At 62.8% G+C, this 23943-nt stretch carries 26 protein-coding genes; 22 read left to right on the top strand and 4 right to left on the bottom strand.

Features of this window, described 5'->3' with window-relative positions:
- Positions 1-90 precede the first annotated feature (90 nt).
- From ehuR to VEIS_RS10495, 6 genes are all read left to right on the top strand, one after another.
- Complete coding sequence (gene ehuR / locus VEIS_RS10520) at positions 91-1488, top strand: MocR-like ectoine utilization transcription factor EhuR (RefSeq protein ID WP_011809906.1); 1398 nt, start codon at positions 91-93, stop codon at positions 1486-1488.
- Between the two features lie 148 nt (positions 1489-1636).
- On the top strand, positions 1637-2596 hold the full coding sequence (gene eutB / locus VEIS_RS10515) for a hydroxyectoine utilization dehydratase EutB (RefSeq protein ID WP_011809905.1): 960 nt from the start codon (positions 1637-1639) through the stop codon (positions 2594-2596).
- Between the two features lies 1 nt (position 2597).
- Positions 2598-3581: a cyclodeaminase gene (locus VEIS_RS10510; RefSeq protein ID WP_011809904.1), complete on the top strand. Its 984-nt coding sequence runs from the start codon at positions 2598-2600 to the stop codon at positions 3579-3581.
- 10 nt (positions 3582-3591) lie between these two features.
- A complete protein-coding gene (doeA, locus tag VEIS_RS10505) occupies positions 3592-4791 on the top strand; it encodes an ectoine hydrolase DoeA (RefSeq protein WP_011809903.1) in 1200 nt (399 codons plus the stop codon).
- Positions 4792-4796: 5 nt separating this feature from the next.
- Positions 4797-5828, top strand: a complete 1032-nt coding sequence (gene doeB / locus VEIS_RS10500; RefSeq protein ID WP_011809902.1) for a N(2)-acetyl-L-2,4-diaminobutanoate deacetylase DoeB — start codon at positions 4797-4799, stop codon at positions 5826-5828.
- Complete coding sequence (locus VEIS_RS10495; protein WP_011809901.1) at positions 5825-6301, top strand: Lrp/AsnC family transcriptional regulator; 477 nt, start codon at positions 5825-5827, stop codon at positions 6299-6301. The genes doeB and VEIS_RS10495 overlap by 4 nt, the downstream gene beginning before the upstream one ends.
- Here the strand turns inward: VEIS_RS10495 and VEIS_RS28580 are convergent.
- Positions 6255-6464, bottom strand: coding sequence for a hypothetical protein (locus VEIS_RS28580; protein ID WP_157048467.1), 210 nt, complete (start codon positions 6462-6464; stop codon positions 6255-6257). The two genes, VEIS_RS10495 and VEIS_RS28580, sit on opposite strands and share 47 nt — an antisense overlap.
- A 52-nt stretch (positions 6465-6516) precedes the next feature.
- Here VEIS_RS28580 and VEIS_RS10490 point away from each other — a divergent pair, with 52 nt between their 5' ends.
- Positions 6517-7995, top strand: a complete 1479-nt coding sequence (locus tag VEIS_RS10490) for an NAD-dependent succinate-semialdehyde dehydrogenase (RefSeq protein WP_011809900.1) — start codon at positions 6517-6519, stop codon at positions 7993-7995.
- A gap of 224 nt (positions 7996-8219) precedes the next feature.
- Entirely contained in the window at positions 8220-9617 is a 1398-nt protein-coding gene (locus VEIS_RS10485) for an aspartate aminotransferase family protein (RefSeq protein ID WP_011809899.1), read from the top strand.
- A gap of 128 nt (positions 9618-9745) precedes the next feature.
- On the opposite strand, the gene VEIS_RS10480 is transcribed toward VEIS_RS10485, so the two are convergent.
- On the bottom strand, positions 9746-10630 hold the full coding sequence (locus VEIS_RS10480; protein WP_011809898.1) for a LysR substrate-binding domain-containing protein: 885 nt from the start codon (positions 10628-10630) through the stop codon (positions 9746-9748).
- Between the two features lie 230 nt (positions 10631-10860).
- Here VEIS_RS10480 and psrA point away from each other — a divergent pair, with 230 nt between their 5' ends.
- The 6 genes from psrA (at position 10861) to VEIS_RS10450 (ending at position 16229) form a co-directional block, all read left to right on the top strand.
- Positions 10861-11958: an iron-containing alcohol dehydrogenase PsrA gene (gene psrA / locus VEIS_RS10475; protein WP_011809897.1), complete on the top strand. Its 1098-nt coding sequence runs from the start codon at positions 10861-10863 to the stop codon at positions 11956-11958.
- A 231-nt stretch (positions 11959-12189) separates the two neighbouring features.
- Entirely contained in the window at positions 12190-13488 is a 1299-nt protein-coding gene (locus VEIS_RS10470) for an MFS transporter (protein ID WP_011809896.1), read from the top strand.
- A 230-nt stretch (positions 13489-13718) separates the two neighbouring features.
- On the top strand, positions 13719-13958 hold the full coding sequence (locus VEIS_RS31580; RefSeq protein ID WP_407831841.1) for an HU family DNA-binding protein: 240 nt from the start codon (positions 13719-13721) through the stop codon (positions 13956-13958).
- Positions 13959-14130: 172 nt separating this feature from the next.
- A complete protein-coding gene (locus tag VEIS_RS10460) occupies positions 14131-15213 on the top strand; it encodes a M29 family metallopeptidase (RefSeq protein ID WP_011809895.1) in 1083 nt (360 codons plus the stop codon).
- A 12-nt stretch (positions 15214-15225) separates the two neighbouring features.
- Positions 15226-15933: an AzlC family ABC transporter permease gene (locus tag VEIS_RS10455; protein ID WP_011809894.1), complete on the top strand. Its 708-nt coding sequence runs from the start codon at positions 15226-15228 to the stop codon at positions 15931-15933.
- Positions 15930-16229: an AzlD domain-containing protein gene (locus tag VEIS_RS10450; RefSeq protein WP_011809893.1), complete on the top strand. Its 300-nt coding sequence runs from the start codon at positions 15930-15932 to the stop codon at positions 16227-16229. The genes VEIS_RS10455 and VEIS_RS10450 overlap by 4 nt, the downstream gene beginning before the upstream one ends.
- 14 nt (positions 16230-16243) lie before the next feature.
- Here VEIS_RS10450 and VEIS_RS28575 read toward each other — a convergent pair whose 3' ends face one another.
- Together VEIS_RS28575 and VEIS_RS10445 are read right to left on the bottom strand one after the other, a co-directional pair.
- Complete coding sequence (locus tag VEIS_RS28575) at positions 16244-16387, bottom strand: hypothetical protein (protein ID WP_157048435.1); 144 nt, start codon at positions 16385-16387, stop codon at positions 16244-16246.
- Between the two features lie 8 nt (positions 16388-16395).
- Positions 16396-17055 (bottom strand): GNAT family N-acetyltransferase, encoded by a 660-nt coding sequence (locus tag VEIS_RS10445; RefSeq protein WP_041949956.1) that lies wholly within the window; start codon positions 17053-17055, stop codon positions 16396-16398.
- 118 nt (positions 17056-17173) lie between these two features.
- On the opposite strand from VEIS_RS10445, the gene hppD reads away from it, so the two are divergent.
- The 8 genes from hppD (at position 17174) to VEIS_RS10410 (ending at position 23875) form a co-directional block, all read left to right on the top strand.
- A complete protein-coding gene (hppD, locus tag VEIS_RS10440) occupies positions 17174-18307 on the top strand; it encodes a 4-hydroxyphenylpyruvate dioxygenase (RefSeq protein WP_011809891.1) in 1134 nt (377 codons plus the stop codon).
- Complete coding sequence (locus VEIS_RS28570) at positions 18307-18459, top strand: hypothetical protein (RefSeq protein WP_157048436.1); 153 nt, start codon at positions 18307-18309, stop codon at positions 18457-18459. The genes hppD and VEIS_RS28570 overlap by 1 nt, the downstream gene beginning before the upstream one ends.
- A 53-nt stretch (positions 18460-18512) precedes the next feature.
- Complete coding sequence (gene phhA / locus VEIS_RS10435; RefSeq protein WP_011809890.1) at positions 18513-19340, top strand: phenylalanine 4-monooxygenase; 828 nt, start codon at positions 18513-18515, stop codon at positions 19338-19340.
- Between the two features lie 14 nt (positions 19341-19354).
- Positions 19355-19717: a LysR family transcriptional regulator gene (locus VEIS_RS10430; RefSeq protein WP_011809889.1), complete on the top strand. Its 363-nt coding sequence runs from the start codon at positions 19355-19357 to the stop codon at positions 19715-19717.
- Between the two features lie 27 nt (positions 19718-19744).
- The gene (locus VEIS_RS31335) at positions 19745-20017 is read left to right on the top strand and encodes an ABC transporter permease subunit (RefSeq protein ID WP_321161069.1); all 273 of its coding nucleotides are present in this window, start codon (positions 19745-19747) and stop codon (positions 20015-20017) included.
- Between the two features lie 193 nt (positions 20018-20210).
- Positions 20211-21173 carry a sugar ABC transporter substrate-binding protein gene (locus VEIS_RS10420; protein ID WP_011809887.1) on the top strand — a complete coding sequence of 321 codons (963 nt, stop codon included), beginning with the start codon at positions 20211-20213 and terminating at the stop codon, positions 21171-21173.
- Positions 21174-21194: 21 nt separating this feature from the next.
- A complete protein-coding gene (locus VEIS_RS10415; RefSeq protein ID WP_011809886.1) occupies positions 21195-22862 on the top strand; it encodes a sugar ABC transporter ATP-binding protein in 1668 nt (555 codons plus the stop codon).
- Positions 22859-23875, top strand: coding sequence for an ABC transporter permease (locus tag VEIS_RS10410; protein ID WP_011809885.1), 1017 nt, complete (start codon positions 22859-22861; stop codon positions 23873-23875). The genes VEIS_RS10415 and VEIS_RS10410 overlap by 4 nt, the downstream gene beginning before the upstream one ends.
- The last annotated feature ends 68 nt before the right edge of the window (positions 23876-23943 follow it).

Below are 23943 nucleotides of genomic sequence, written 5' to 3'. Positions count from 1 at the left end.
AGCATACAGGCCATATAATTTGCTTCTGATTGGACTAGGACAATGTTTTCAAACTGCCGTTTGCGACACTAGGCAAGAGCGGAACCGAAAATGAACCAGCGGTGGCGTGAGGCGGTGCAAACGGGGCAGGGAGTCCAGTCGAAGTACAAGCAACTGGTGAAGGCGATTGCCAGCGATATCGAGAGCGCGGCGCTGCCTTCCGGCATGCGCCTGCCGCCGCAGCGCGAAGTTGCCGCCGACCTGAAAATCAGCGTCCAGACCGTCACCAATGCCTATAAGGAACTGGAGCGGCACGGCCTGATCCGCTGCGAGGTCGGGCGCGGGAGTTTTGTCTCTGCGCGTGTCACCGAGGCGATGTCGAGCTATATGCTGGACAAGGATGAGCGCTCGGTGGTTGATTTTTCGATTGCGCGCATCGTCCATACGCGGGAACACGATGCGATGTGGCGCAAGGTCTGCGCGAGTTTCTCGACCATCGAGGAGCAGCCCTGGATTCGCGCCTGTCGGCCTATCGCCGGTTTCGAGCACCACCGGCAGGCGGGCGTGGCCTGGCTCGCCGCGCTCAACATGCCGGCCAGGGCAGACACCCTGCTGGTCACGAATGGCGCGGCGCACGGCATTTTTCTGGCGCTGGCGTCCGTCGTCGGTCCTGGCGATACGGTGCTGTGCGAGAGCCTGACAGACCACGGCGTGATCGGCCTGGCCAATGTGCTCGGCTTTACGCTCAAGGGCCTCGACATCGACGAGCATGGCATCCGTCCCGATCACTTCGAGGAAATCTGCAACAGCGAACGTGTCAGCGCACTGGTCTGCACCCCCACCTTGAACAACCCCACGGTGGCATTGATGCCCGACTCGCGGCGCCGCGCCATTGCGCGCATTGCCGAACGCTATGGCGTGAACGTGATCGAGGACGATGTTCATGGCGCGCTGCCGGCCAAGGCGCAAACGCCCATCGCAAGCCTGATCCCGGAGCTTGCGTTTTACTGCACGAGCATGACGAAATCGGTGCTGAGCGGGCTGCGCACCGGCTATCTGGCCATGCCGCGGCGCCTCGCGCTGCGCGCCGAGAGCATATTGCGCGTGAGCAGTTGGATGGCCTCTGCGCCGATGGCGGAAATCGCCACCCGCTGGATCATGGATGGCACCGCGCAGCGGCTGGTTGCGATTCAGCGCGAGCGGCTGGCGGCGCGGCAGACCGTGGTGCGCGAAGTGCTCGGCGCCTATGTGCTGGGCGGCCATCCCCATGCGCTATCCGTCTGGCTGCGCGTGCCCGACAACTGGCAGGTCGATCTCATCACACGCGAACTGCGCAGGCGCCGCATCGCGCTCACCTTGCCCGACCCGTTCGTCGTGCATGGCGCCCGCAAGCCCAAGGCAGTGCGCCTGTGCGTGGGCGCGGAGATCAGCGACAGCAGTTTCAAGGCGGCGGTCGAAACGATTCGGGAAGTGTTCGAGCAATATCCGCATGTGCACGACTTCAGTTGAAGGAGGAAGAAGGAAACCCGCCTTGCCGCCCGCCATCACGGAGCAGTTTTCAGCCTTCCTTCTTCATTCTTATCGACGTGTCCTAGGACAATCAAAAAAGTGTATTCGGGACAGTAGACTTGCCTGCCCTGGAATTCAAGGCTGTCGCATGTCCACGCTTGCCCATGTTTATCGTGCGCGTCAACGCATCGCAGGGCGCATTTGCCGCACACCGCTGGTGGCGTCGCCGGCGCTGGCGCGCATGGTGGGCGCACCGGTTTATCTCAAGCTGGAAACGGTTCACCCGACCGGCAGTTTCAAACTGCGCGGCGCCACGAATGCCTTGGTCGCGCTGGCGGAGCAGGGCGTCAAGCGTGTCGTGACCGCCTCGACGGGCAACCATGGCCGCGCGCTGGCTTATGCGGCGCGCGCGCTCGGGATGGAGGCGACGGTGTGCCTGTCGGCGCTGGTGCCGCAGAACAAGGTCGATGCCATTGCCGCGCTCGGTGCCCGCGTCGTGATCGTCGGCAACGGGCAGGACGATGCGCAGGCCGAAGCGCTGCGGCTGGCACGCGAACGAGGCGGCGCATGCGTGCCGCCCTTCGATGATCCGCTGGTGATCGCCGGGCAAGCCACCATTGGCCTGGAAATTCTCGAAGCCTTGCCGGATGTCGCCACCATCGTCGTGCCCTTGTCGGGCGGCGGCTTGTTCAGTGGCGTCGCGCTGGCGGCGAAAGGCATACAGCCGCAAGTCCGGATGATCGGCGCCACGATGGAGCGCGGCGCCGCCATGCACGCGAGTCTGGCGGCGGGAAAGCCGGTGTCCGTCGATGAAGTAAAGACGCTGGCCGACTCGCTCGGCGGCGGCATTGGACTCGACAACCGGCATACCTTCATGCTCACGCGAGCGCTCATCGATCGCGTCCTGCTGCTCGATGAAGCCGCCATCGCACGCGGCATCGTGCATGCCTATCGCGAGGAGCGCCTGGTCGTGGAGGGGGCGGCGGCGGTCGGCATGGCGGCGGCGCTGGAGCGCATGCTCAGCGCGGAGCGCGGAGCGCTCGTGATCATTGTCAGTGGCTGCAATATCGATATCGAATTGCATCGCCATCTCATTGGGGCAGCGTGATATGTCATCCATTTCCATTCTCGGCGCGACGCAATTGCGCGCCTTGGTGCCGCTCGATCTCGCCGCCATCGACCAGGTTGAAGCGGCATTCCGCTCGCTGGCAACGGAAGCGGTGGCGATGCCGCCGATTCTGCGCCTCGATATTCCCGAACATGCCGGAGAAGTCGATGTCAAGACCGCCTGTCTGCCGCGCTTTGAAAGTTTTGCGATCAAGGTCAGTTCAGGGTTTTTCAACAACCCGGCGCTTGGGCTTGCCAGTCTGAACGGGCTGATGCTGGTGTTGTCGGCGCGCACCGGCCTGATTGAAGCGGTGCTGCTGGACAACGGTTATCTGACAGCGGTGCGCACGGCGGCGGCAGGCGCGGTTGCGGCGCGCTGGCTGTCAAGGCGCAATGCCAAGCGTGTCGCCGTCATCGGCGCCGGCGAACAGGCAAGATTGCAATTGCAGGCGCTGATGCTGGTGCGGGACATCGAGCACGCAACGGTCTGGGCGCGCAATCCATACCGCGCTGCGCGTTTTGCCGAGGAAGTCCAGGGTGTGCCATGCGCGCTTGCCGATAGCGTGAATCAGGCACTCCGCCACGCCGATATCGTCATCACCAGCACGCCGAGCAGCACACCTCTGGTCGGCGCGGACGACCTGCATCCAGGCTTGCACATCACCGCGATGGGTTCGGATGCACAGCACAAGAACGAACTCGCGCCTGCCGTGTTCAAGGCGGCAAGCTATGTCTGCGACAGCCTGTCGCAGACACGCGTGCTTGGCGAGCTGCATCACGCCATTCATGCGGGCGTGGTTGCCGCCGATGCGCGCTTTGCCGAACTCGGCCAGGTCATTGCAGGGCAGGCCGGCGGTCGCCGCGGCGATGATGAGGTGACGATCTGCGACCTCACTGGCACGGGCGCGCAAGACACCGCCATCGCCGTGCTCGCCCTTGCGCGGGCGCGGCAAGTTGGCGCCGGAAGCATTTTCAACAATATCTGAAGAGGCGAGCATGCCTGAAACGATGCAACACGCCGTGCGCTTGCCGTTCGAGCGCAGCGAGTACCACGCACGCATAGCCAAGACGCGGCAGGCGATGCAAAAAGCCGGAATCGATCTCCTGATCGTCACCGACCCGAGCAATATGACATGGCTGACTGGCTATGACGGCTGGTCGTTCTATGTGCACCAGTGCGTGTTGCTGGCCATGGATGGCGAGCCGCTCTGGTTCGGTCGCGGCCAGGATGCGAACGGGGCGCGCCGCACCGTGTTCATGCAGCACGAGCAGATCGTCGGCTACCCGGACCACTACGTGCAGTCGGCCGAACGCCATCCGATGGACTACCTCGCGCGCGAAGTGATCGAGGCGCGCGGCTGGCAGTCGCGCCACATCGGTGTCGAGATGGACAACTACTACTTCAGCGCGGCGGCCTACGCCTCCTTGCAGCGCAATCTGCCACAGGCGCAGTGGCGCGACGCCACCGCGCTCGTCAACTGGCAGCGCGCATTGAAGTCGCCGCGCGAGATCGAATACATGCGCATCGCTGCGCGCATCGTCGAAAAGATGCATGCGCGCATCGTCGAGCGGATCGAGCCGGGCATGCGCAAGAACGATCTGGTTGCGGACATTTACGCCTGCGGCATTGCCGGCGTGGAGGGCTACGGCGGCGACTATCCGGCGATAGTGCCGCTGCTGCCAACCGGCGCGGCTGCCGCGGCGCCGCACCTGACCTGGGACGACACCCCGTTTACCGCGAATGCCGGCACCTTTTTCGAGATCGCGGGCTGCTTCAAGCGCTACCACTGCCCGCAGTCGCGCACGGTCTATCTGGGACGACCGCCGCCGCACTTCATCGAGGCCGAGCGCGCCGTCGTCGAAGGGATACAAGCAGGGCTGGCCGCCGCCAAACCGGGCAACACCTGCGAAGACATCGCCAACGCCTTCTTTGCCGTGCTGCGCAAGTCGGGCATGGAAAAGAACAGCCGCTGCGGCTACCCCATCGGCGCGAGCTATCCGCCCGACTGGGGCGAGCGCACCATGAGCCTGCGCCCGGGCGATTTGACGGTGCTGCAACCGGGCATGACCTTCCACTTCATGCCGGGGCTGTGGCTTGACGATTGGGGGCTGGAGATTACCGAAAGCATCCTGATTACCGAAACCGGTGTCGAGACCTTCTGCAATACGCCGCGCCGTCTGTTCGTCAAGGAGTAGTGCGCATGCGCTCGTCCCCCATCACGCCGACGGTCGATTTCGACGCCGACGGCGAACAGCACGGCTTTCTCAAACTGCCGCATTCGCACGATGCTTCCGCATGGGGCGCGGTGATGATTCCGATCACCGTGATTCGCCACGGCGAGGGGCCGACGGTCCTGCTCACCGGCGGCAACCATGGCGATGAGTACGAAGGGCCTATCGTGCTGTCGGAACTGGCGGCCACGCTGCGCGCACGCGATGTGCGCGGGCGCGTGATCGTGGTGCCATTCATGAACTACCCGGCGTTTCGCGCAGGCAGCCGCACCTCGCCGATCGATCGCGGCAATCTGAACCGCAGCTTCCCGGGCCGCGCCGACGGCAGCGTCACCGAAAAGATTGCCGACTACTTTCAGCGCCATCTGTTGCCGCTGGCGGACTATGTGCTCGACCTGCACGCGGGCGGGCGCACGCTCGACTTCGTGCCATTCGCCGCGATCCACGTCTTGCCCGATGCCGCGCAGCAGGCGCGGTGCGAAGCGGCCATGCTCGCATTCGGCGCGCCATATTCGATGCGGATGCTGGAAATGGACAGCGTTGGCCTGTTCGATACCGCCGCAGAGGAAGCCGGAAAAGTCTTCGTGTCGACGGAACTCGGCGGTGGCGGCACGGCAACGGCGGCAAGCATCGGGATTGCGCGGCGCGGCGTGCACGGTCTGCTCGCGCATGCCCGGGTGCTGGCAACGCCTGCTCCACACGGTGCGCACGGTGCGCGCCGCACGACGCTGCTCGACATGCCGGACGGCAGGTGCTACACGAGCAGCGAACACGATGGCTTGCTGGAGCTGTGCAAGAACCTCGGCGACGCAGTCGATTGCGGCGACCTGATTGCGCGTGTGCACGACGCCACGCGCACCGGCGTGCCGCCGATCGCGTATCACGCGCACCGCAGCGGCCTGCTGGCAGCGCGGCATTTCCCCGGCCTGGTGAAGATGGGCGACACGATTGCCGTGGTGGCCGATATCGTTGCAGACAGCGTGGCGACAGCGCCGCCATGAAACTCGACCGCTACGACCTTGCGATTTTGCGCATCCTCGCGGGAGATGGCCGCATCACGAAATCGCGCCTGGCCGAAGCGGTCAACCTGTCGATCTCGCCAGCCTGGGAGCGGGTGAAAAAACTGGAGGCGAGCGGAATCATCAGGGGATACCGGGCCGACCTGGACTGGACATTGGTATTCAAGGGCAGCCGCATCGTCGTGGAAGTGACGCTGGCGCGCCATACCGCGCACGACATGCGGCGCTTCGAGGAGCGCGTGATGGCCGCCCCCGAAATCGTTCAATGCCACGCGACGGGCGGCGGCGTGGACTACGTGCTGCACATCGTCTCACGCGATATCGACCACTACCAGCGCTTCATCGATACGCTGCTCATGGACGAGATCGGCATCGAAAAATACTTCACCTACATCGTCACGAAAACCGTCAAGAGCATGCCGCACGAGGTGCCGGAGTGGGCTTGCCAAGGATGAAGGTGGAAGGATGGAGGCGAAAATCCACCCCGCCGCCCGCCAGCGCGGAGCAGTTTTCATCCTTATTGAAATGCCATGTCATCCGGCCTGAAAAACTGCGTGCAACCGGTGCGCGAATCAGAAAAAAACCTGCATCCAGGGCAGCCACAACAAAAATTCCCATGGCGCTGCGGTCTTAAAGTGGGCTGGAGCAGAAGAACAAACCGGAGCCGTTCATGACCCTGGAGCACCCCATACTTTTCAAATCGCTGTGCCATGTCGATGGCCGCTGGGTTCACGGCGGCGCCACCATCGCGGTGCAAAATCCGGCCGATCAAAGCGTGATCGGCCATGTGCCCATGCTCGATGCCACGCAGATCGAAGCCGCCGTCGATGCCGCCGAGCGCGCATTTGGCGCCTGGCGCTGGGTGCCGCAGGAACAGCGCAGCGCGCTGCTCTTGCGCTGGCATGCGCTGATCCTGCGCCATCAGCACGACCTGGCGCACATCCTCGCGCTGGAACAGGGCAAGCCGCTGGCCGAAGCGCGCAGCGAGATCGTGTATGCAGCCAGCTTCGTCGAATGGTTTGCCAACGAGGCCAGGCGGCTCACGGGACGCACCATCCCGACCCATATCGATGGCGCGCAACTCGGCACGGTGCTGGAACCCGTCGGCGTGGCCGCGCTCATCACGCCATGGAATTTCCCGGTGGCGATGATCACGCGCAAGGCCGCCGCCGCCATCGCCGTGGGCTGCACGACCGTCGTCAAGCCGGCGCAGGAGACGCCATTTTCCGCATTCGCGCTGGCACAGCTTGCAAAGGAAGCCGGCTTTCCCGCAGGCGTGTTCAACGTGGTGCTCGGCGAGCCGCAGATGACGATGGAGACACTGGTGCGCGACACCCGGGTGCGCGCCGTGAGCTTCACCGGTTCGACCCGGGTCGGCGGACTCGTTGCACGCGCGGTGGCGGCGTCGGGCATCAAGAAGCTGGCGCTCGAACTCGGCGGCAATGCGCCGTTCATCGTGACCGAAGATGCCGACCTCGATGCTGCCGTGGGCATTGCGCTGGGCGCCAAATTCCAGACATCGGGGCAGGACTGCTGCGCAGCCAATCGCATCCTGGTTGCCGCGCCGCTGTATGAGCGCTTCGTTGCGCAATACAGCCAGGCAGTGGGGCGACTGAAGGTCGGCAGCGCGTTTGCCGCGCAGGTCGAGGTCGGGCCACTCATCCACCAGGCGGCCTTCGATGCGACGGTCGCCCGCGTGGAAGACGCCCGGGCCAAGGGGGCGCGCATCACCGTCGGCGGCAGGCCGCACGCGCTCGGCGGATGGTTTTTCGAACCGACGGTGGTGGCAGATGCCAGGCCGGGCATGCGCATTTACGACGAAGAGAATTTCGCGCCCATCGCGGCCATTTCCTCATTTGCAACCATCGATGAAGTCGTGGCGCTGGCCAACGACACCGAATACGGTCTCGCAGCCTATGTCTGCGCACAGCGCATCGACACGATCTTCCAACTCGTCAGAAGGCTGGACTTCGCCATGGTGTCGGTCAACGGCGTCAAATTCACCGGCGCGGCCATTCCATTCGGCGGCATGAAGGCATCCGGCCTGGGCCGCGAAGGTGGCGCGGAGGGCTTCGCGCCTTTTGTCGAAACCAAATATTTTTGCCTCGGCAATCTGGGGCTGCCACTGACCAATGTCGCAACCTGTTGAGGCTTTCCTGCAATGGCGACAGGTGCTTGTGATGCATGAGAAATCCTGCGCCGGTCGTGATCGATGCAAGGCTCCACCATCTGTGCGCGTTTATGCGCATCTGTGCGCATCTGTGCGCATCTGTGCAATCTGCGGATGACTTCGTTTTATCCGCAGATGACGCAGGCAACACAGATCCCGGCGTTGCCAGGCAACGCCGGGTTTTATAACCCAAGGAGAATGAAATGATCCAACTCGAGCAACTGTTCAAGCAAGACCGCAGCCACTTCATGCACCCGTCCACGCACGCGCGCGACCACGCAAGCGGCGCGCTGCCGGGCAAGATCGTGACGGGCGCAAAGGGCATTCGCATCGAAGACCATCAGGGCAAGAGCTACATCGATGCGTTCGCGGGACTCTATTGCGTCAACATCGGCTATGGCCGCACCGAAGTGGCCGACGCCATCTACCAGCAGGCAAAGAAACTGGCGTACTACCACACCTATGCGGGACATGCGACCGACACCATCATCGAGCTATCGTCGCGCATCATCGACTGGTCGCCGGCGGGCATGAAGAAGGTGTATTACGGCATGTCGGGGTCGGACGCCAACGAGACGCAGATCAAGATCGTCTGGTACTACAACAACGTGCTCGGACGCCGGAACAAGAAAAAGATCATCTCGCGGCACCGCGGCTACCACGGCTCCGGCATCATGACCGGCAGTTTGACCGGCCTGCCGGGCTTCCACCAGCACTTCGACTTGCCGATCGATTGCGTCAAGCACACGATCTGCCCGCACTGGTACCGCCAGGCGCCTGCCGGCATGAGCGAAACGCAGTTCGCCGCGTATTGCGCCGAGGAGTTGGAAAAGCTGATCGCGCGCGAGGGCGCCGACACCATCGCCGCCTTCATCGCCGAGCCGATGATGGGCACGGGCGGCATCATCACACCGCCGCAAGGCTACTGGGCGGCGATTCAACCAGTGTTGAAGCGGCACGACATCCTGCTGATTTCCGACGAGGTGGTGTGCGGCTTCGGGCGTCTGGGCTCGAAGATGGGCGCGCAGCACTACGGCATACAGCCAGACCTGATCACCGCGGCAAAGGGCATGACGAGCGCCTATGCGCCGCTCTCAGCCGTGATCATCGGCGAGCGGGTGTGGGACGTGATCGAGAAAGGCTCGCAGGAATACGGCGCGATGGGCCACGGCTGGACCTATTCCGGCCACCCGATCTGCGCGGCTGCCGCGCTGGCCAACCTCGACATACTCGAACGCGAAAACATCATGCAGAACGCCGGGGAGGTGGGCAGCTACCTGAACGCGCAACTGCACGCCGCATTCGACCAGCACCCGTTGGTCGGTGAAGTGCGCGGCGCAGGCATGCTGGCGGCGCTGGAGTTCATGGCCGAAGGCGACAAGCCCTTCGACGCTGCGCTGAAGGTCGGGCCGCAGGTCGCGGCGGCGGCGCTCGAACGCGGCGTGATCGCGCGCGCCATGCCGCACGGCGACATCCTCGGCTTCGCACCGCCGCTCATCACGACCCGCGCCGAAGTGGACGAGATCATCGGCATCGTGCGCCAGGCCGTCGATGAAGTGGCCAACCGGGTGGTCACGGTTGCCGGCCGAGGTATCGCATAGGCACTTGCATGAATCATGACAGTGCCGGAATCTGCGTTATCGGTGCCATCTGCGACATTGAACGAAGTCATCCGCAGATGATGCGGATGACGCGGATGGCGCGGATTCCCGCAGGTGCAAATGCAGGCTCAGACAGTTTTCTTGCGACCGGGTTCGCTTTCCGCCTCAAGCACACTTTTGATCAAGGGGCGGTTCTTTCGTACCGCAAGAGTGCACATGTAATAACTGATCTTCACCTCCGCGTCCCGCAGCCGGATCGCTTTCGTTCCCGGTATCGCCGTGTACTCAATCGCCGATACGAAGCCTATGCCAAGGCCCTCTGCAATGGCGTGCATGATGGCTTCCCGGCTGTTGAGTTCCATGACGCAATGGATCGGTATGCCTTGCTTGCCACAGGCATGTTCCAGCAACTCGCGGGTCTTGGAGCCGGACTCGCGCATGATGACCGCTTCATGCCGGATCTGTGTCAAGGGGATGGAGGCTTTGCTCGCCCAGGCATGGTCGTCCCGGACCACGGCGACGATGGGATAGGTGCGATAAGGCGCGACATGCAGGCGTTTGTCGGGGTCGACGTAGGCCAAAATGGCGATGTCGATCCTGAAGTCATAGAGCCGAAAAAGCGTTTCCTTTTCCGGGTTGATCGAGATCGCGAACTCGATGCCGGGATGTTTGCGCATCAGGTCGTAAGTCAGGTTCATCACCACCGGCGGAGAAACAGCGCCGATGCGCAACAGGCCGGTTTTTTGCGAGTGCAGGCTTTGCAGCAATTGCACTGCCTCATCTTCCTGGCCAAAAATCCCTTCCGTGATTTCATACAAGCGCCGCCCGGCATCGGTCAATGCGACATGGCGGCCGCTGCGATGCAACAACTCCACCGCAAAGCGGTCTTCCAATGCCTTGACCTGTTCACTGATGGTTGGCTGGCCGATGCGCAGATAAGACGCCGCAGCAGTAAAACTGTGTGTTTTTGCGACGGCGTGAAACGACCGTATCCACTTATGGTACTGGTACATGGAGACCTCACGAGAGCACCTGCCCTTCCACGTTGTCAGGGCAGCCTGACCTTACTTCGCCGCAGCGACACAGACGACACAAACACATGGCGCATCACATCGGCCGAATCGATAGGAACAGCAGAATAATCGATTCGTCCACCTGCATCGGCGCGCTGACAATCGCTTCCACCAAAACGCACAGGCAACGCCGAACGAGTCCCCACGCGTGGCCATGAAAGGAGACCCGCATGACGCAGCGATTCTTTAATCCTGTCGCAACGCATTTCGGTCCGGGCAGCCTGGCAGAACTCCCGCACATCGTTGGTGCTGCCAAGGTGGTGGTGGTGAGTTTTCCCGAAGCGCGTGCCTTGGGTCTGATCCGGAAACTGGAGCAGTTGCTGGGCAATCGACTGGCTTACGTCATCGAGGAGGTGCGTCCGAACCCGGATGTTGCGCAGTTGGCCGGCCTGTACCAGCGCTTCTGGCAAGACGAGCGCGCCTGCGATACCGTGGTGGCCTTGGGCGGCGGCAGTGCCATCGACACCGCCAAGGCTTTGAGCGTTGGAGCCGGAGAGTTCGAAGAACTACTGGCCTTGCTCGAAGACGGCAAGCCCTTTACGCCCCACCGGCTCAAGACGCTCATTGCCATTCCGACGACTGCCGGCACTGGCAGCGAAGTAACGCCCTGGGCCACCATCTGGGACGCGACGAAACACAAAAAATATTCCTTGCATCTGGACTGCACCTGGCCCAAGGCAGCGATTGTCGACCCTGATCTGATGTCGAGTCTGCCGCGGAACATCACCATTTCGACCGGGCTGGATGCGCTGTCGCACGCGCTGGAATCGATCTGGAACGTCAATGCCAATCCGGTCTCCGATGTGTTTGCCATTTCAGCGGCCAAGGACATCATGCATTGCCTGCCCCTGCTGGCCAGGGATCTCGGCAACCAGAGCTTGCGCTCTGCCATGGCGCTGGCAGCGATGAAGGCCGGCCTGGCATTTTCCAATACCAAAACCGCCCTGGCGCATTCCATCTCTTACGAGATGACCCTGCGCCACGGGCTGCCGCATGGCATCGCCTGTTCGTTCACGCTGCCGCTGGTGCTGAAGATGGCATGGGGGGTGACGCCTGAGCGGGATGCGGTATTGCAAAAGGTCTTCGGCAGCGACTGTCAAGCCGCAGTCGGACGTCTGCGCAATTTCTTGCACCAGTTGGACGTGAAAACCGGGTTTTCCGATCATGGCGTTTCCCCGCCTGAAGCGCTGGCAATGGTGCAAGCCGCAATGCAGGGCGCGCGCGGGAAAAATTTCATCGGCGCCCAAACGATCGCTGCCTTGCCATGAGACCTTGCGTTTTCTTTTGGCGGCAGCCGTCCGACGAGCCAGGAAACTGGCGCGCAAGACCCGAACCGTCGAACCGTCTCGCAAGTTGAATCATTTTTGCCTTTCTGGATGGGGGGCCTGAAATCGGCGGGATCGCAGATTACGTCAATAAAAATCACCTTTTCCAACGACAAGCAGAAGGAAGATTTCCGAGCACCGTCACTCGGTCATCCTCCCGAAAGGAGACATGCAATGGGCTATGCACATACGTCGTCAACCACGTTCGTGGCGGGCAGCACAGGCTTTCGTCGGGCGCAATGGCGCATGCTGTTTGCGGCGATGCTTTGCTATCTGTTCTTTTACACCGGCAGACAGACTTTTGGCTTCGCGATTCCCGGTATCCAGAAAGAGTTTGGACTCTCCAAGGAAATGTTGGGCTGGGTCTCCAGCGCCATGCTGTGGGCTTATGCCATTGGCCAGGCCATCAACGGCAATCTGGCAGACAAATACGGCGGTCGACGGATCATGAGTTCAGGCGCAATCCTTTCCTGTTGCGCCAATTGGGTGGTCAGCTTTTCAGGCGGCTTTGCGAGCCTCATTTTTCCATGGGCAGTCAACGGCTACTTTCAGGCGCTGGAATGGGCCTCAGGCAGTCGTTTGCTGGCAAATTGGTGGAGTGTCGGCGAACGCGGAAAGGTCTATGGCTTCTATGTCTTTGCCGCAGGCTGCGCTTCGATACTGTCTTACGTGACGTCCATCGTGGTGCTCGATGTCTTTCATCTCGACTGGCGCTGGATATTTCGCATTCCCGTTCTTCTGATGCTGGCCGGCGGCATCTTCTTCTATCTGGTTGCACGCGAACGGCCGGAAGACATGGACTTCAAGCCCCTGGATACCGGCGTTGCCAATGAAGACGACAAGGGGAATGCCATCCTGGATGATCAAACGGAATCATCATGGACCCGATACCAGGCCGTGCTCAAAAACTGGCGTCTGGACATTGCCGCCCTTGCGCTTGGTTTTCAAAACGCAGCGCGATACGGCTTGATCGTTTGGGTCCCTGTCCATTTTTTCGGATCGAACTGGGCCAAGGCGCCGGACGCATTCATCAACCCGAAATGGATCAGTGTCGCGCTTCCTGTCGGGATGGCCATTGGCGCCTTGAGCAACGGCTGGATCTCGGATAAGTTGTTCGGCTCGAAGCGATACAAGGCGATCATGCTCTATATGGTATTGGGCGCGGCGACGAGCATGTGGATGTTTACGATTCCAGGCCATTCGATCATCGGTGTTGCCGCCCTGTTTCTCTGCGGATTTTTTGTGTACGGCCCGGCGTCATCGTTCTGGGCCTTGTGCCCGGACCTGGTCGGTTCGCGTCGTGCCGGCACCGCCACCGGCATCATGAATTTCTCATCGTATCTGTTTGCCGGCCTCGCTGAACCGCTCATCGGACGCATTCTGGATACGTCTGGGAACACGGCGCTCGTCTTCCCCATCGTTGCCGTGATCTGTGCAATCAGCGCACTGGTCGCCTTGTTTATCAGGCGCTGACCCGGCGCCGTATTTTCAGGAGGATCAGTGCGTCATCCACGGTGGCGGCTGATCCTTGTCCGATGCGTGAAGCGCATCAGGAAGTGATGATGAACGATGCCAGGATCAAACCGGTTGCAACTCGGCATGATGCGCTTTCACCGCTGTCAGCACAATCTCGTCAAACCCGGAGCCGTCTTCCTGTTCGATGCAGGCCAGCAAGGCGCGGCGCATGCGGGGTTCAGAGCGCCGTGGTGCACGGCGACAAGGTGACGCTGGTCGGGTTTGGCATCCTCGAGGCAATCCTTGCGAAGCCTCGCACCGGCCGCCACCCGCGCACCGGGCAAAAGGTGGACATCGGTGAAAAGTGCCCCCGAAGTTCACCCCACAGATCACCGCCGTTGCCGGTGAACAACGCCCGACCCCTAAAAAAACTTTGCGAGGCGAGGTCAAGGTGCCAATTTTCCCTGTATACTGGCCCTGCACCGTAATCCTGCGGTGCATCGTTACGCAACCCAAAATGGGAGTTTGAAAATGAAAAATCGCAAGAAGAATGCCGAATACCTGGGCACACTGCTCGGTTAAGCGCGCACAAGAAAATTCTGCTCTTCCAGATCTCTGGAAGAGCAGAATTTCTATTTGCATAGAGAATGAAAGGGCGCCATGAAGACAATAATCATTGATCCGGCTCGTATTCGTGCATTTGGCAAACCAGTCGAAACGCACTTCATCGTTGTGACGAATCCATCGCTCCGGGACGATATCATCATCAAAAATAGTGGCAGTTATATCGGGTACCAAACGATGTTACTCGAATCCAAGATACCTTTTGTTGAACTACTGGCCAACCAGATACCGAATCGGGCGCACATTCTGGTGATTTCACCTGATGCCTTCTTTCAATCTCCGCCCCAAGACTCTCTTGGCAATCACCGCAAGCTGTTGGCCATGGCGTGCAATTCCACTCCGGCAGACGTCGACGTCATCAATCATTTTCTTCGTGTGCTTGAGGATACCGATCCCGAGAAGCAACAGCAACACGCGAACCATTTCTTTGAACTTGGTGAAAACGCCGCTTTTCTTGAATTTGTTGACGAAAGGAACGGTACACTTGCCCGATTCAACCATCTCGATGACAGCTACCTCTGGAGTGAGCAAGCAGGAACTCTCGGCGACGGCGAACAGCAACTCGCACCATCCGGTGAAATCAGTGTATTGCCTCTAAAAATCCAGGAGTTCGACGAGACTCTGCGCCTCGACTTCAACGGCACGATTGCTCTGAACGGCACACCCATCCTGCACAACGGCACACCGAGCTTTTTACGTGCCGACCAACAGCGCCTTCATCACGCCCTCAGTGGCATCTCTGATACTGCCTTGATAGCAACAGTGGAAAACGGCGTGATCGTCGACCTGAAGGCGGCTTCGCCCACCGGAGATTCCGCAACTGCGATCTTGCAAGCGCTCTTCACCATCGACTCCAGATACCGAATTCTCTGGGAAATTGGCTTCGGCATCAACACCGCGCATCGTATCCTCCCTGGTAACCATGCAATGAACGAAACGTTTGGAAATACTGACGGTGCTATTCACTTTGGCTTGGGACTGACACCATATACCCAATACCATCTCGACATCATCTGCCCCAATACTGTCGTCAAAACCGACACCGGAGAATATCTGATCGGCAAGCGCAAGAGTGCGATGGAGCGTCATCGCGCCGCAGGATGTCCGTGTATCGAGTGACCAGGAGACCATATGAAATCTGCCTTCATCCGCATCTTGCCGGTCGGGCTTGCGCTATCGCCCATCGGTTTTTTGTTTGGCGTACTGGCTGCGCAAATGAACTGGAGCACGATGGACGTGCTTTTACTCAGCACCATCGGTTTCACCGGCAGCGGCCAGTTCGCCTTTCTCTCGTTCACCCAGCAGGGAATCCAGACCATCGGGTTATTCGTCGTCTTCGTGGTGATCCTCAGCATGAATTTACGCTATATCCCGATGTCCCTTTCGGCGTCGCAACCTCTCGATACCTCCCCCTTTGGCAAGTTCGTCCTGTCCCACTGCCTCGCCGATGAATCTTATGCGACAGAAAAGAAGGACGACGATCTCAAATCCCGAGCAGTCATTCGCATCAGCCTTTTCCTGTTCTGGGTGCTGTCCACCGTCGCTGGTTGCGCGCTCGCCGTTTTCTTGCCGCAATCGATCGGCAACGAACTGGCAGGGTTGACGTTTCCCGTCAACGCGATTCTGTTTGCGCTCAGCCTGATGAATGTGCTCTCTTATATCAGGAACGACATCGTTCAGGCAGCCCGCTGGACGATCACATCCGTCCTGGGGCCGGTCATATCGCTCGCCGTCGCTTTCATTCTCATCAAAACTATTGGCGAACGGTATTTCTGGATACCCAGCATCGTGGCATGTTATTTCATCCTGAGTCGCACCAAAAGGAGCACAGGCAAATGAACCAAGAAGCCTTGATTGGCGCCGCGCTGCTCTTCCTGATAAGCATCGCAGTCCGCATTGTTCCTGCCTTCACCAGAATCAGGCTTTCCGAGCAGCGAAGCGAAGAGATCAAGACCATCCTGCCGATTGCGGTTTTGATCAATCTCATGCTCTATTGTGTGGTCAGCGAAGCCAGCCACCATCAGAGCGCAGCACTGATCGGCTTCGGCGTTCTTGCGGTGCTTGTCTTGCTCAGGCGCGTGAACCTGTTGCTCATGGTGGCACTGGCCTCAGCCGCCTATCTATTCGTGCGCTAGTGTCGCGTCACGGATCAGATGTCGTAGGCTGCGCGCAGCCATCGGAGCGCAGCGCAAGGCGCATCGCTTGCCAATACAGAGCGTATTGGCAAGCGATGCAACGCCGCGATGCGCTTCGATGGCCAGCGCAGACCGACAGATGATCGGTGACGCGACACTGGACACCTTACCGTTCGTCCATACCTGCGTGTCGCAGGTCGCTGCGCATTTCCTGCAGGCGGGCCAAAAAGTCGGAAAACTGCTTGGCCTGCGTTTTGTACTGGTAGTCGAACTCGGCAAACTGCTGCTCGACGATTTCGGCCATGCGCGTGTCCAGGCTCGCCGGCGGGATCTGCAGATAGGCCTCGGACTGCGCGCCATCGCGGCGCACGCTGGCGCCCGCGTTGCGCGCAATCTTGAGCATGGCCTGGTTGTCCGACAACGCATGGATGAACACCATGCGCACGCCCTCATTGCGCGCGTGCATCACGGCCCGCCCGAACAACTGCGTGCCCAGGCCACGGCCACGGGCCGACGGGAGCACCGAAACGCCGAACTCCGCGCAATGCAGATGCTCAGGCTGCCCGGAAAAAGCCAGGTGGGCCATGGCGATCAATTCCAGGCGGTGGTCGTAGATGCCGAAGATCTCGTCGCGCTCGAAATCGAGCTGCTCGACATAGCGGCGCACCTGCTCGTCGCTGGCCGCGTAGCCAAAGCGCAGATAACGGTCCGCAGGTTCGAGCCGTAGCAGATGCCCGGCGATCCGCTCGCGGTGCGAGGGATCCAGGGCGCGGATCGGAGCCATGATGGGCGCTGGCTCCCGGAAGGTGTCTTTGCTGTCGGTCATGCCATGCAATATAAGGGTTTTCCCCAGTCTCCTCCAGCCATCCCCCGTCAGATGGCTGGAAGGACATCCCATCTGGCCGTACAGTACTGGCACACATCAGTGGATTGCCGGAGGCACCATGAACGCAGCATTGCCGCAACCAGCAGCCACGCCCGTCGGCGCCGGCTGGGACAATCCCATGGGCACCGATGGTTTCGAATTCATCGAATTCGCCGCACCCGACCCGCAGGCCATGGGCCGGGTGTTTGTCAGCCTGGGTTTCAGACCCGTGGCGCGCCATCGCCACAAGGCCGTCACGCTGTACCGCCAGGGCCAGATCAACTTCATCATCAACGCCGAGCCCGACAGCTTTGCCCAGCGCTTTGCACGCCAGCACGGCCCCAGTGTCTGCGCCATCGCGTTGCGCGTGCACGATGCCAAGGCCGCTTACGGGCGCGCGCTGGACCTGGGCGCCTGGGGCTATGCGGGCACGGCCGGCCCGGGCGAGTTGAACATCCCGGCGCTCAAGGGCCTGGGCGACAGCCTGATCTACCTGGTCGATCGCTGGCGCGGCAAGAACGGCGCCCAGCCCGGCGACATCGGCGACATCGCCTTTTTCGACGTCGACTTCGAGCCCCTGCCCGGCATCAGCGCCGCCGAAGCCCTGAACCCCAGGGGCCATGGCCTGAGCTATATCGACCACCTGACGCACAACGTGCACCGGGGCCGGATGAACGAATGGGCCGACTTCTACCAGCGGCTGTTCAACTTCCGCGAACTGCGCTACTTCGACATCGAAGGCCAGCTCACCGGCGTCAAGAGCCGGGCCATGACCAGCCCCTGCGGCAAGATCCGCATCCCGATCAATGAAGAGGGCCGGGAAAGAGCCGGCCAGATCCAGGAATATCTGGACAGGTACAAGGGCGAAGGCATACAGCACATCGCCATGGGCGCCGACAACCTCTACCACAGCGTAGACGCGCTGCGCCGCAGCGGCGTGCGCCTGCTCGACACGCTGGACACTTACTACGAGTTGGTGGAGCAACGCATCCCGGGCCATGGCGAGCCGCTGCAAGCCCTCAAGGAGCGCAAGATCCTGATCGACGGCAGCGCCGGCAAACTGCTGCTGCAAATCTTCAGCGAAAACCTGCTCGGCCCGATCTTCTTCGAGTTCATACAGCGCAAGGGCGACGACGGCTTTGGCAACGGCAACTTCAAAGCGCTGTTCGAGAGCATGGAACTCGACCAGATGCGCCGTGGCGTGCTCGGCTAGTGTCGCGTCACCGATCATCTGTCGGTCTGCGCTGGCCATCGAAGCGCAGCGCGGCGTTGCATCGCTTGCCAATACAGCTCGGTATGGGCTGCGCGATGCGCCTTGCGCTGCGCTCCGATGGCTGCGCGCAGCCTACGACATCTGATCCGTGACACGACACCAGGCGCGCCAGACCTGATGCCGGCAGCCACCCGGGGAGCAAACCATGGAACCCGTCGTTTATGGCCAATCCACCCGCCCGCCCCGTGGCGACTATGCGCGCGCCGCAGCCGACTACACCTGCCCACAGAACACGGCCTACAGCGCCGCCGAACATGACCGTTACCGGCGCCTGTACCAGCGCCAGTCGGCACTGGTGCAGGCGTTTGCCTGCGCGGCCTTCATCGAGGCCCTGCCCTGCCTGGGCGCGCAAGAGCGCATTCCCGACTTGCAGCAGATCAACGAGCGCCTGTACCCGGCCACGCGCTGGGAACTGGTCGCCGTGCCGGGGCTGATCCCGGAACTGCCCTTCTTTCGCTTGCTGGCCCGGCGCAAGTTCCCGGTCACGGACTGGATCCGCAGCCCCGGGGAGTTCGACTACATCGTCGAGCCCGACATCTTTCACGACCTGTTCGGCCATGTGCCGCTGCTGTTCGATCCGGTGTTTGCCGACTACGTGCAGCGCTACGGCCAGGGCGGCCTCAAAGCCTGGGAACTGGGGGCCTGCGAACTGCTCAGCCGCCTGTACTGGTACACGATCGAATTCGGTCTGATCCGCCAAGGCAATGGGCTGCGGGCCTATGGCGCGGGCATTCTGAGTTCCGCAGGCGAGTTGCCCTACGCCGTGCAAAGCCCCCAGCCCCAGCGCCTGCCGCTGCAACTGGCGCGCGCCATGCGCACACGCTACCGGATCGACAGCTACCAGCCAACCTACTTCGTGATCGACAGCTTCAGGCAGTTGTTCGACATGACCGCCGCCGACTTCACCCCGATCTACGAGCAACTGCGCGGCCTGCCGGCATGGGCCGCCGACGAGCGCGTGGCCGGCACCTGAGATCACCCAGTCTCATGGATCGCCTGCAAAACATCGAGACCTTCGGCAGGGTTGCGCAGACGCAAAACTTCACCGCAACTGCCCGGCAGTTGCGGATCGCGCGCTCGGTGGTCAGCACACGCATCCAGCAACTGGAGGAATATGTCGGGGCGCCGCTGTTTCACCGCAGCACGCGCGTCGTGCGCTTGACCGAGATGGGGCGCGCGTTCCAGCGCGATGGCAGCGAACTGGTCGCGCGCGCCAACGATGTGGTGGACCAGATGCGCGATGTCCAGGGATCGCCCTCGGGAACGCTGCGCATCCATGCGCTCACCGGACTGGCGCTGGGGCATTTGGCGGCGCTGAAATTGCGCTGGGCGCCCTGGCGGCCGGCCTGATGTCCATCCCGCTGTCCTGAGCAGGGGCTGGCCCTGCTGGCCATCCACGACAACGAGTTGGCGGCCCGCTCACAGGGCATTGCCGTCGGGCGCATGAAGCTGGCGGTGTATGCGGCGGCGGCCTTCGGTGCCGGTTGGGCCGGCGCGCTGTACTTTGTCGGCAACCTGCGCATCAGCCCGGACGCGGCGGCGTGCGCCCCTCGCGGGTGGCGCAGTGGCTGGCGCAGTCCAGACGGCAGCAGGCCGCTGCGTCTGGACTTGGTGCTGAATCCGTCGGCGAATCAGGCCCCGCCGGTTTGAGAATCGTCAAGCCGGGGTAAGCACCCATCGGCCAGGGTTTGCGCGCTGCCTATCATTGGCCGGCGACAGGGCGCCGATATTGGCCGGCGACAGGGCGCCGATGCCGGCCCCCGGCGATGCCCGCCATTTCCACAGCCTTCCAGCACCGCGTTCGATACCCCCGTGAACCAAAGACACCAGGAGATTTGTCCCCATGCCGTTCAACCGCCGCCGCGTTCAGACTGCCTTCATCGCCCTCCTCGCCCTGGTCATTGCCGGCAGCCCGGGCAGCCCCGTCCGGGCACAGGACAAGCCCAAGATCGCGCTGATCATGAAATCGCTGGCCAACGAGTTCTTCCGCACCATGGAAGACGGCGCCCGGGCGCACCAGAAGGCCAACGCCGACGCCTACACGCTGCTGGCCAACGGCATCAAGAACGAAACCGACACGGCAGCGCAGATCAAGATGATCGAGCAGGCCGTGGCCCAGAAGGTCAACGCCATCGTGCTGGCTCCGTCCGATTCCAAGGCCCTGGTGCCGGTGCTCAAGTCGGCCATCGACAAAGGCATCATCGTGGTCAACATCGACAACCGGCTCGATGCCGCAGCGCTGAAGGAAAAGAACATCAACGTGCCCTTCGTCGGCCCGGACAACCGCCTGGGCGCCAAGATGGCGGGTGAATACCTGGCCCGCCGGCTCAAGGCCGGCGACAAGGTCGGCATCATCGAAGGCATCGCCACCGCCTTCAATGGGCAGCAACGCTCCCTGGGCCACCACGAAGCGATGAAGGCCGCAGGCATCACCGTGGCGAGCGTGCAATCGGGCCAATGGGAGATCGAAAAAGGCAACACCGTGGCCGCCGGCATGTTGCGCGAGCACCCCGACCTGGTGGCCCTGCTGGCGGGCAACGACAGCATGGCGCTGGGCGCAGTGGCCGCCATCAAGGCGGCGGGCAAGACCGGCAAGGTGCTGGTGGTGGGCTATGACAATATCGGCGCCATCGCGCCGCTGCTGGCCGATGGCCGGATGCTGGCCAGCGTCGAGCAGTACGCCGCCAAGCAGGCCGTGTTCGGCATCGAACTGGCGCAAAAAGCCATCGCCGCCAAGACCCCCCAGGCCCAGTTGCCCGCCGTGATGCAAACCGACGTGGTGCTGTCCACCAAAGACAGCCGGTAAGACCCTCCCGCTTGGCTGCCCATGCCGGCTCCGCAGGCCCTGCTCGCCATCGACGCGCTGGGCAAGGACTACACCGCCACGGTGCTCGATGGCGTGACGCTGACGCTGAACGCCGGCGAGGTGCTGGCGCTGACCGGCGAGAACGGCGCGGGCAAGAGCACGCTGGCCAAAATCCTGTGCGGCCTGACGCCGCCCACGCGCGGCCACATGCGGCTGGCAGGGCAGGTGTATGCGCCGGCCTCGCGCCGTGACGCCGAGCGCCACGGCCTGCGCATGGTGCTGCAGGAACTGGGCCTGGTGCCCACGCTCACCGTGGCCGAGAACCTGCTGCTCGGCCGCCTGCCGCAGCGCGCCGGCTGGCTGCGGCGCGCTGCGTTGCACAGCGCCGCGCGTGCGCAGTTGGACAGGATCGGCCTGCACCACCTGGACCCGGCCACGCCGGTGGCCCGCCTGGGGCTGGGCCAGCAGCAGATGCTGGAGATTGCGCGCAACCTGCAAGACGACACCCGCATCCTGGTGCTCGACGAGCCTACGGCCATGCTCACGCCGCGCGAGACCAGCTTTCTGTTCGAGCAGATCGCGCAGTTGACGGCGCGCGGCGTGGCCATCGTCTACGTCTCGCACCGGCTCGAAGAACTGCGCCGCGTCGCCGACCGGGTGGCCGTGCTGCGCGATGGCCGCCTGGTGGATCTGCGCCCGATGGCCGGCCTGAGCGAGGACGAACTGGTGCAGCGCATGGTGGGCCACTCGGTCAGCGACCTGGAATACCGCCCGCGCCGCGCCGCCGGCCCGGTGGTTCTGAGCGCCGAGGGCCTGGGCCGTGGCAGCGCCGTTCAGGATGTGAGCCTGCAACTGCACGCCGGCGAGTTGTTGGGCATTGCCGGCCTGGTCGGCTCGGGCCGCACAGAGCTCTTGCGCCTGCTGTTTGGCGCCGACCGGGCCGACCGGGGCTGCATCACGCTGCACCCGCAAGATCGGCCCATACCGCCGCCCATACCGTCTGCGGCAACTGCGACATCTGCGGCGTCCACGGCATCTGCGGCGCACGACGGCTGGCCCGCGCCTGTCGCCATGCAGGAAATGGCCCCTCCCGCGCAATCCCCGGCCCGGCGCCAGACGCCCGGGGTTTTTTCCTCGCCGCTGCAAGCCATTGCCGCCGGCCTGGGGCTGGTCACCGAAGACCGCAAATCCCAGGGCCTGCTGCTGACCCAGCCGATCCGCATCAACGCCACACTGTCCGACCTGGGCGCGATCGCGCGCGGCGGTTGGCTGCAACGCGCTTTGGAGAACCGGCTGGTGCAAAGCCTGGTGCACAGGCTGGGCATCCGCTGCCGCAATGCCGAGCAGCCGGTGGGCCAGCTCTCGGGCGGCAATCAGCAAAAGGTGGTGTTTGCCCGCTGGCTGCACCGGCCCTGCCGCGTGCTGCTGCTCGACGAACCCACGCGCGGCGTGGATGTGGGCGCACGCGCCGAGCTGTACCGCGAGCTCGACCGCATGGCCGCCGAGGGCCGCGCCTTGCTGATGGTCTCGTCCGACCTGCGCGAGTTGATGACCATGGCCGACCGCATCGGCGTGATGCGCGCCGGCCGCCTGGTGGCCCTGTTCGAGCGCGGCCAATGGTCCGAGCAAGCGCTGCTGGCGGCGGCCTTCGCGCACACCGCGTCCAACCCTGCTCCCGTCACCAGATGAACGACCCTGCCCCTGCATCTGCATCTGCCCGCGCCGGCACCCGCGCGCCTGCGCCGCTGTGGCGCAGCCAGTTGGCCACCTACCTGGGCCTGGGCGCCGTGCTGGCGGGCATGGTGGCGCTGTTCTCGTCGCTGTCCGAGTATTTCTGGAGCGCCGAGACCTTCATCACCATCGCCAACGAGATCCCGGCGCTGGCCGTGATGGCCGTGGGCATGAGCTTCGTGCTGATCATTGCCGGCATCGACCTGTCGGTAGGCTCGGTGATGGCGCTGGCCGCCGCCATATCCGCTGCCGCGATCGTGCAATGGGGCTGGACGGTGCCTGCCGCCGCCGCACTGGCGCTGGCCACCGGGCTGGTGTGCGGCACCATCACCGGCACCATTGCGGTGGCCTGGCGCCTGCCCTCGTTCATCGTCTCGCTGGGCATGCTCGAAGCCGTGCGCGGCAGCGCCTATCTGGTGACCGACTCGCGCACGCAGTATGTCGGCGACGCCATCTCGTGGCTGTCCGCCCCATTCCTGGGCGGCATCTTTGGCGGCATCTCGGTGGCCTTCATGCTGGCATTGCTGCTGGTGATCGTGGCCCAGTTGGTGCTCAGTCACACGGTGTTTGGCCGCTGCGTGGTCGGCATCGGCACCAATGAAGAAGCCATGCGCCTGGCCGGCGTGGACCCGCGCCCGATCCGCATCACGGTCTTTGCCGTCACCGGCCTGCTGGCGGGCCTGGCGGGCCTGATGCAATCGGCCCGGCTCGAAGCGGCCGACCCCAACGCCGGCGCGGGCATCGAGTTGCAGGTGATCGCCGCCGTGGTGATTGGCGGCACCAGCCTGATGGGCGGGCGCGGCTCGGTGGTGAACACGGCTTTTGGCGTGCTGATCATCGCGGTGCTGGAGGCCGGCCTGGCCCAGGTCGGCGCCAGCGAACCGAGCAAGCGCATCATCACCGGCGGCGTGATCGTCGCCGCAGTCATCATCGACACGCTGCGCCAACGCATGGACGCGGCGAACCGCTGAATCGAATCACCCATCGAATCGTCCATTGAATCGTCCATTGGATCGCCCATCGCAGCGACAAGCGCCAC

Source organism: Verminephrobacter eiseniae EF01-2, assembly GCF_000015565.1.
Taxonomy (GTDB): Bacteria; Pseudomonadota; Gammaproteobacteria; order Burkholderiales; family Burkholderiaceae_C; genus Acidovorax; species Acidovorax eiseniae.
The sequence above is the reverse complement of the archived record's forward strand: the minus strand, read 5'-3'. Positions and strand labels throughout refer to the sequence as shown.

Excerpts from the sequence above, each read along its gene's own strand:
- ehuR (WP_011809906.1), top strand. The coding sequence starts at position 91 with ATGAACCAGCGGTGGCGTGAGGCGGTGCAAACGGGGCAGGGAGTCCAG.
- eutB (WP_011809905.1), top strand. The coding sequence starts at position 1,637 with ATGTCCACGCTTGCCCATGTTTATCGTGCGCGTCAACGCATCGCAGGG.
- VEIS_RS10510 (WP_011809904.1), top strand. The coding sequence starts at position 2,598 with ATGTCATCCATTTCCATTCTCGGCGCGACGCAATTGCGCGCCTTGGTG.
- doeA (WP_011809903.1), top strand. The coding sequence starts at position 3,592 with ATGCCTGAAACGATGCAACACGCCGTGCGCTTGCCGTTCGAGCGCAGC.
- doeB (WP_011809902.1), top strand. The coding sequence starts at position 4,797 with ATGCGCTCGTCCCCCATCACGCCGACGGTCGATTTCGACGCCGACGGC.
- VEIS_RS10495 (WP_011809901.1), top strand. The coding sequence starts at position 5,825 with ATGAAACTCGACCGCTACGACCTTGCGATTTTGCGCATCCTCGCGGGA.
- VEIS_RS28580 (WP_157048467.1), bottom strand. The coding sequence starts at position 6,464 with ATGGGAATTTTTGTTGTGGCTGCCCTGGATGCAGGTTTTTTTCTGATT.
- VEIS_RS10490 (WP_011809900.1), top strand. The coding sequence starts at position 6,517 with ATGACCCTGGAGCACCCCATACTTTTCAAATCGCTGTGCCATGTCGAT.
- VEIS_RS10485 (WP_011809899.1), top strand. The coding sequence starts at position 8,220 with ATGATCCAACTCGAGCAACTGTTCAAGCAAGACCGCAGCCACTTCATG.
- VEIS_RS10480 (WP_011809898.1), bottom strand. The coding sequence starts at position 10,630 with ATGTACCAGTACCATAAGTGGATACGGTCGTTTCACGCCGTCGCAAAA.
- psrA (WP_011809897.1), top strand. The coding sequence starts at position 10,861 with ATGACGCAGCGATTCTTTAATCCTGTCGCAACGCATTTCGGTCCGGGC.
- VEIS_RS10470 (WP_011809896.1), top strand. The coding sequence starts at position 12,190 with ATGGGCTATGCACATACGTCGTCAACCACGTTCGTGGCGGGCAGCACA.
- VEIS_RS10460 (WP_011809895.1), top strand. The coding sequence starts at position 14,131 with ATGAAGACAATAATCATTGATCCGGCTCGTATTCGTGCATTTGGCAAA.
- VEIS_RS10455 (WP_011809894.1), top strand. The coding sequence starts at position 15,226 with ATGAAATCTGCCTTCATCCGCATCTTGCCGGTCGGGCTTGCGCTATCG.
- VEIS_RS10450 (WP_011809893.1), top strand. The coding sequence starts at position 15,930 with ATGAACCAAGAAGCCTTGATTGGCGCCGCGCTGCTCTTCCTGATAAGC.
- VEIS_RS10445 (WP_041949956.1), bottom strand. The coding sequence starts at position 17,055 with ATGACCGACAGCAAAGACACCTTCCGGGAGCCAGCGCCCATCATGGCT.
- hppD (WP_011809891.1), top strand. The coding sequence starts at position 17,174 with ATGAACGCAGCATTGCCGCAACCAGCAGCCACGCCCGTCGGCGCCGGC.
- phhA (WP_011809890.1), top strand. The coding sequence starts at position 18,513 with ATGGAACCCGTCGTTTATGGCCAATCCACCCGCCCGCCCCGTGGCGAC.
- VEIS_RS10430 (WP_011809889.1), top strand. The coding sequence starts at position 19,355 with ATGGATCGCCTGCAAAACATCGAGACCTTCGGCAGGGTTGCGCAGACG.
- VEIS_RS10420 (WP_011809887.1), top strand. The coding sequence starts at position 20,211 with ATGCCGTTCAACCGCCGCCGCGTTCAGACTGCCTTCATCGCCCTCCTC.
- VEIS_RS10415 (WP_011809886.1), top strand. The coding sequence starts at position 21,195 with ATGCCGGCTCCGCAGGCCCTGCTCGCCATCGACGCGCTGGGCAAGGAC.
- VEIS_RS10410 (WP_011809885.1), top strand. The coding sequence starts at position 22,859 with ATGAACGACCCTGCCCCTGCATCTGCATCTGCCCGCGCCGGCACCCGC.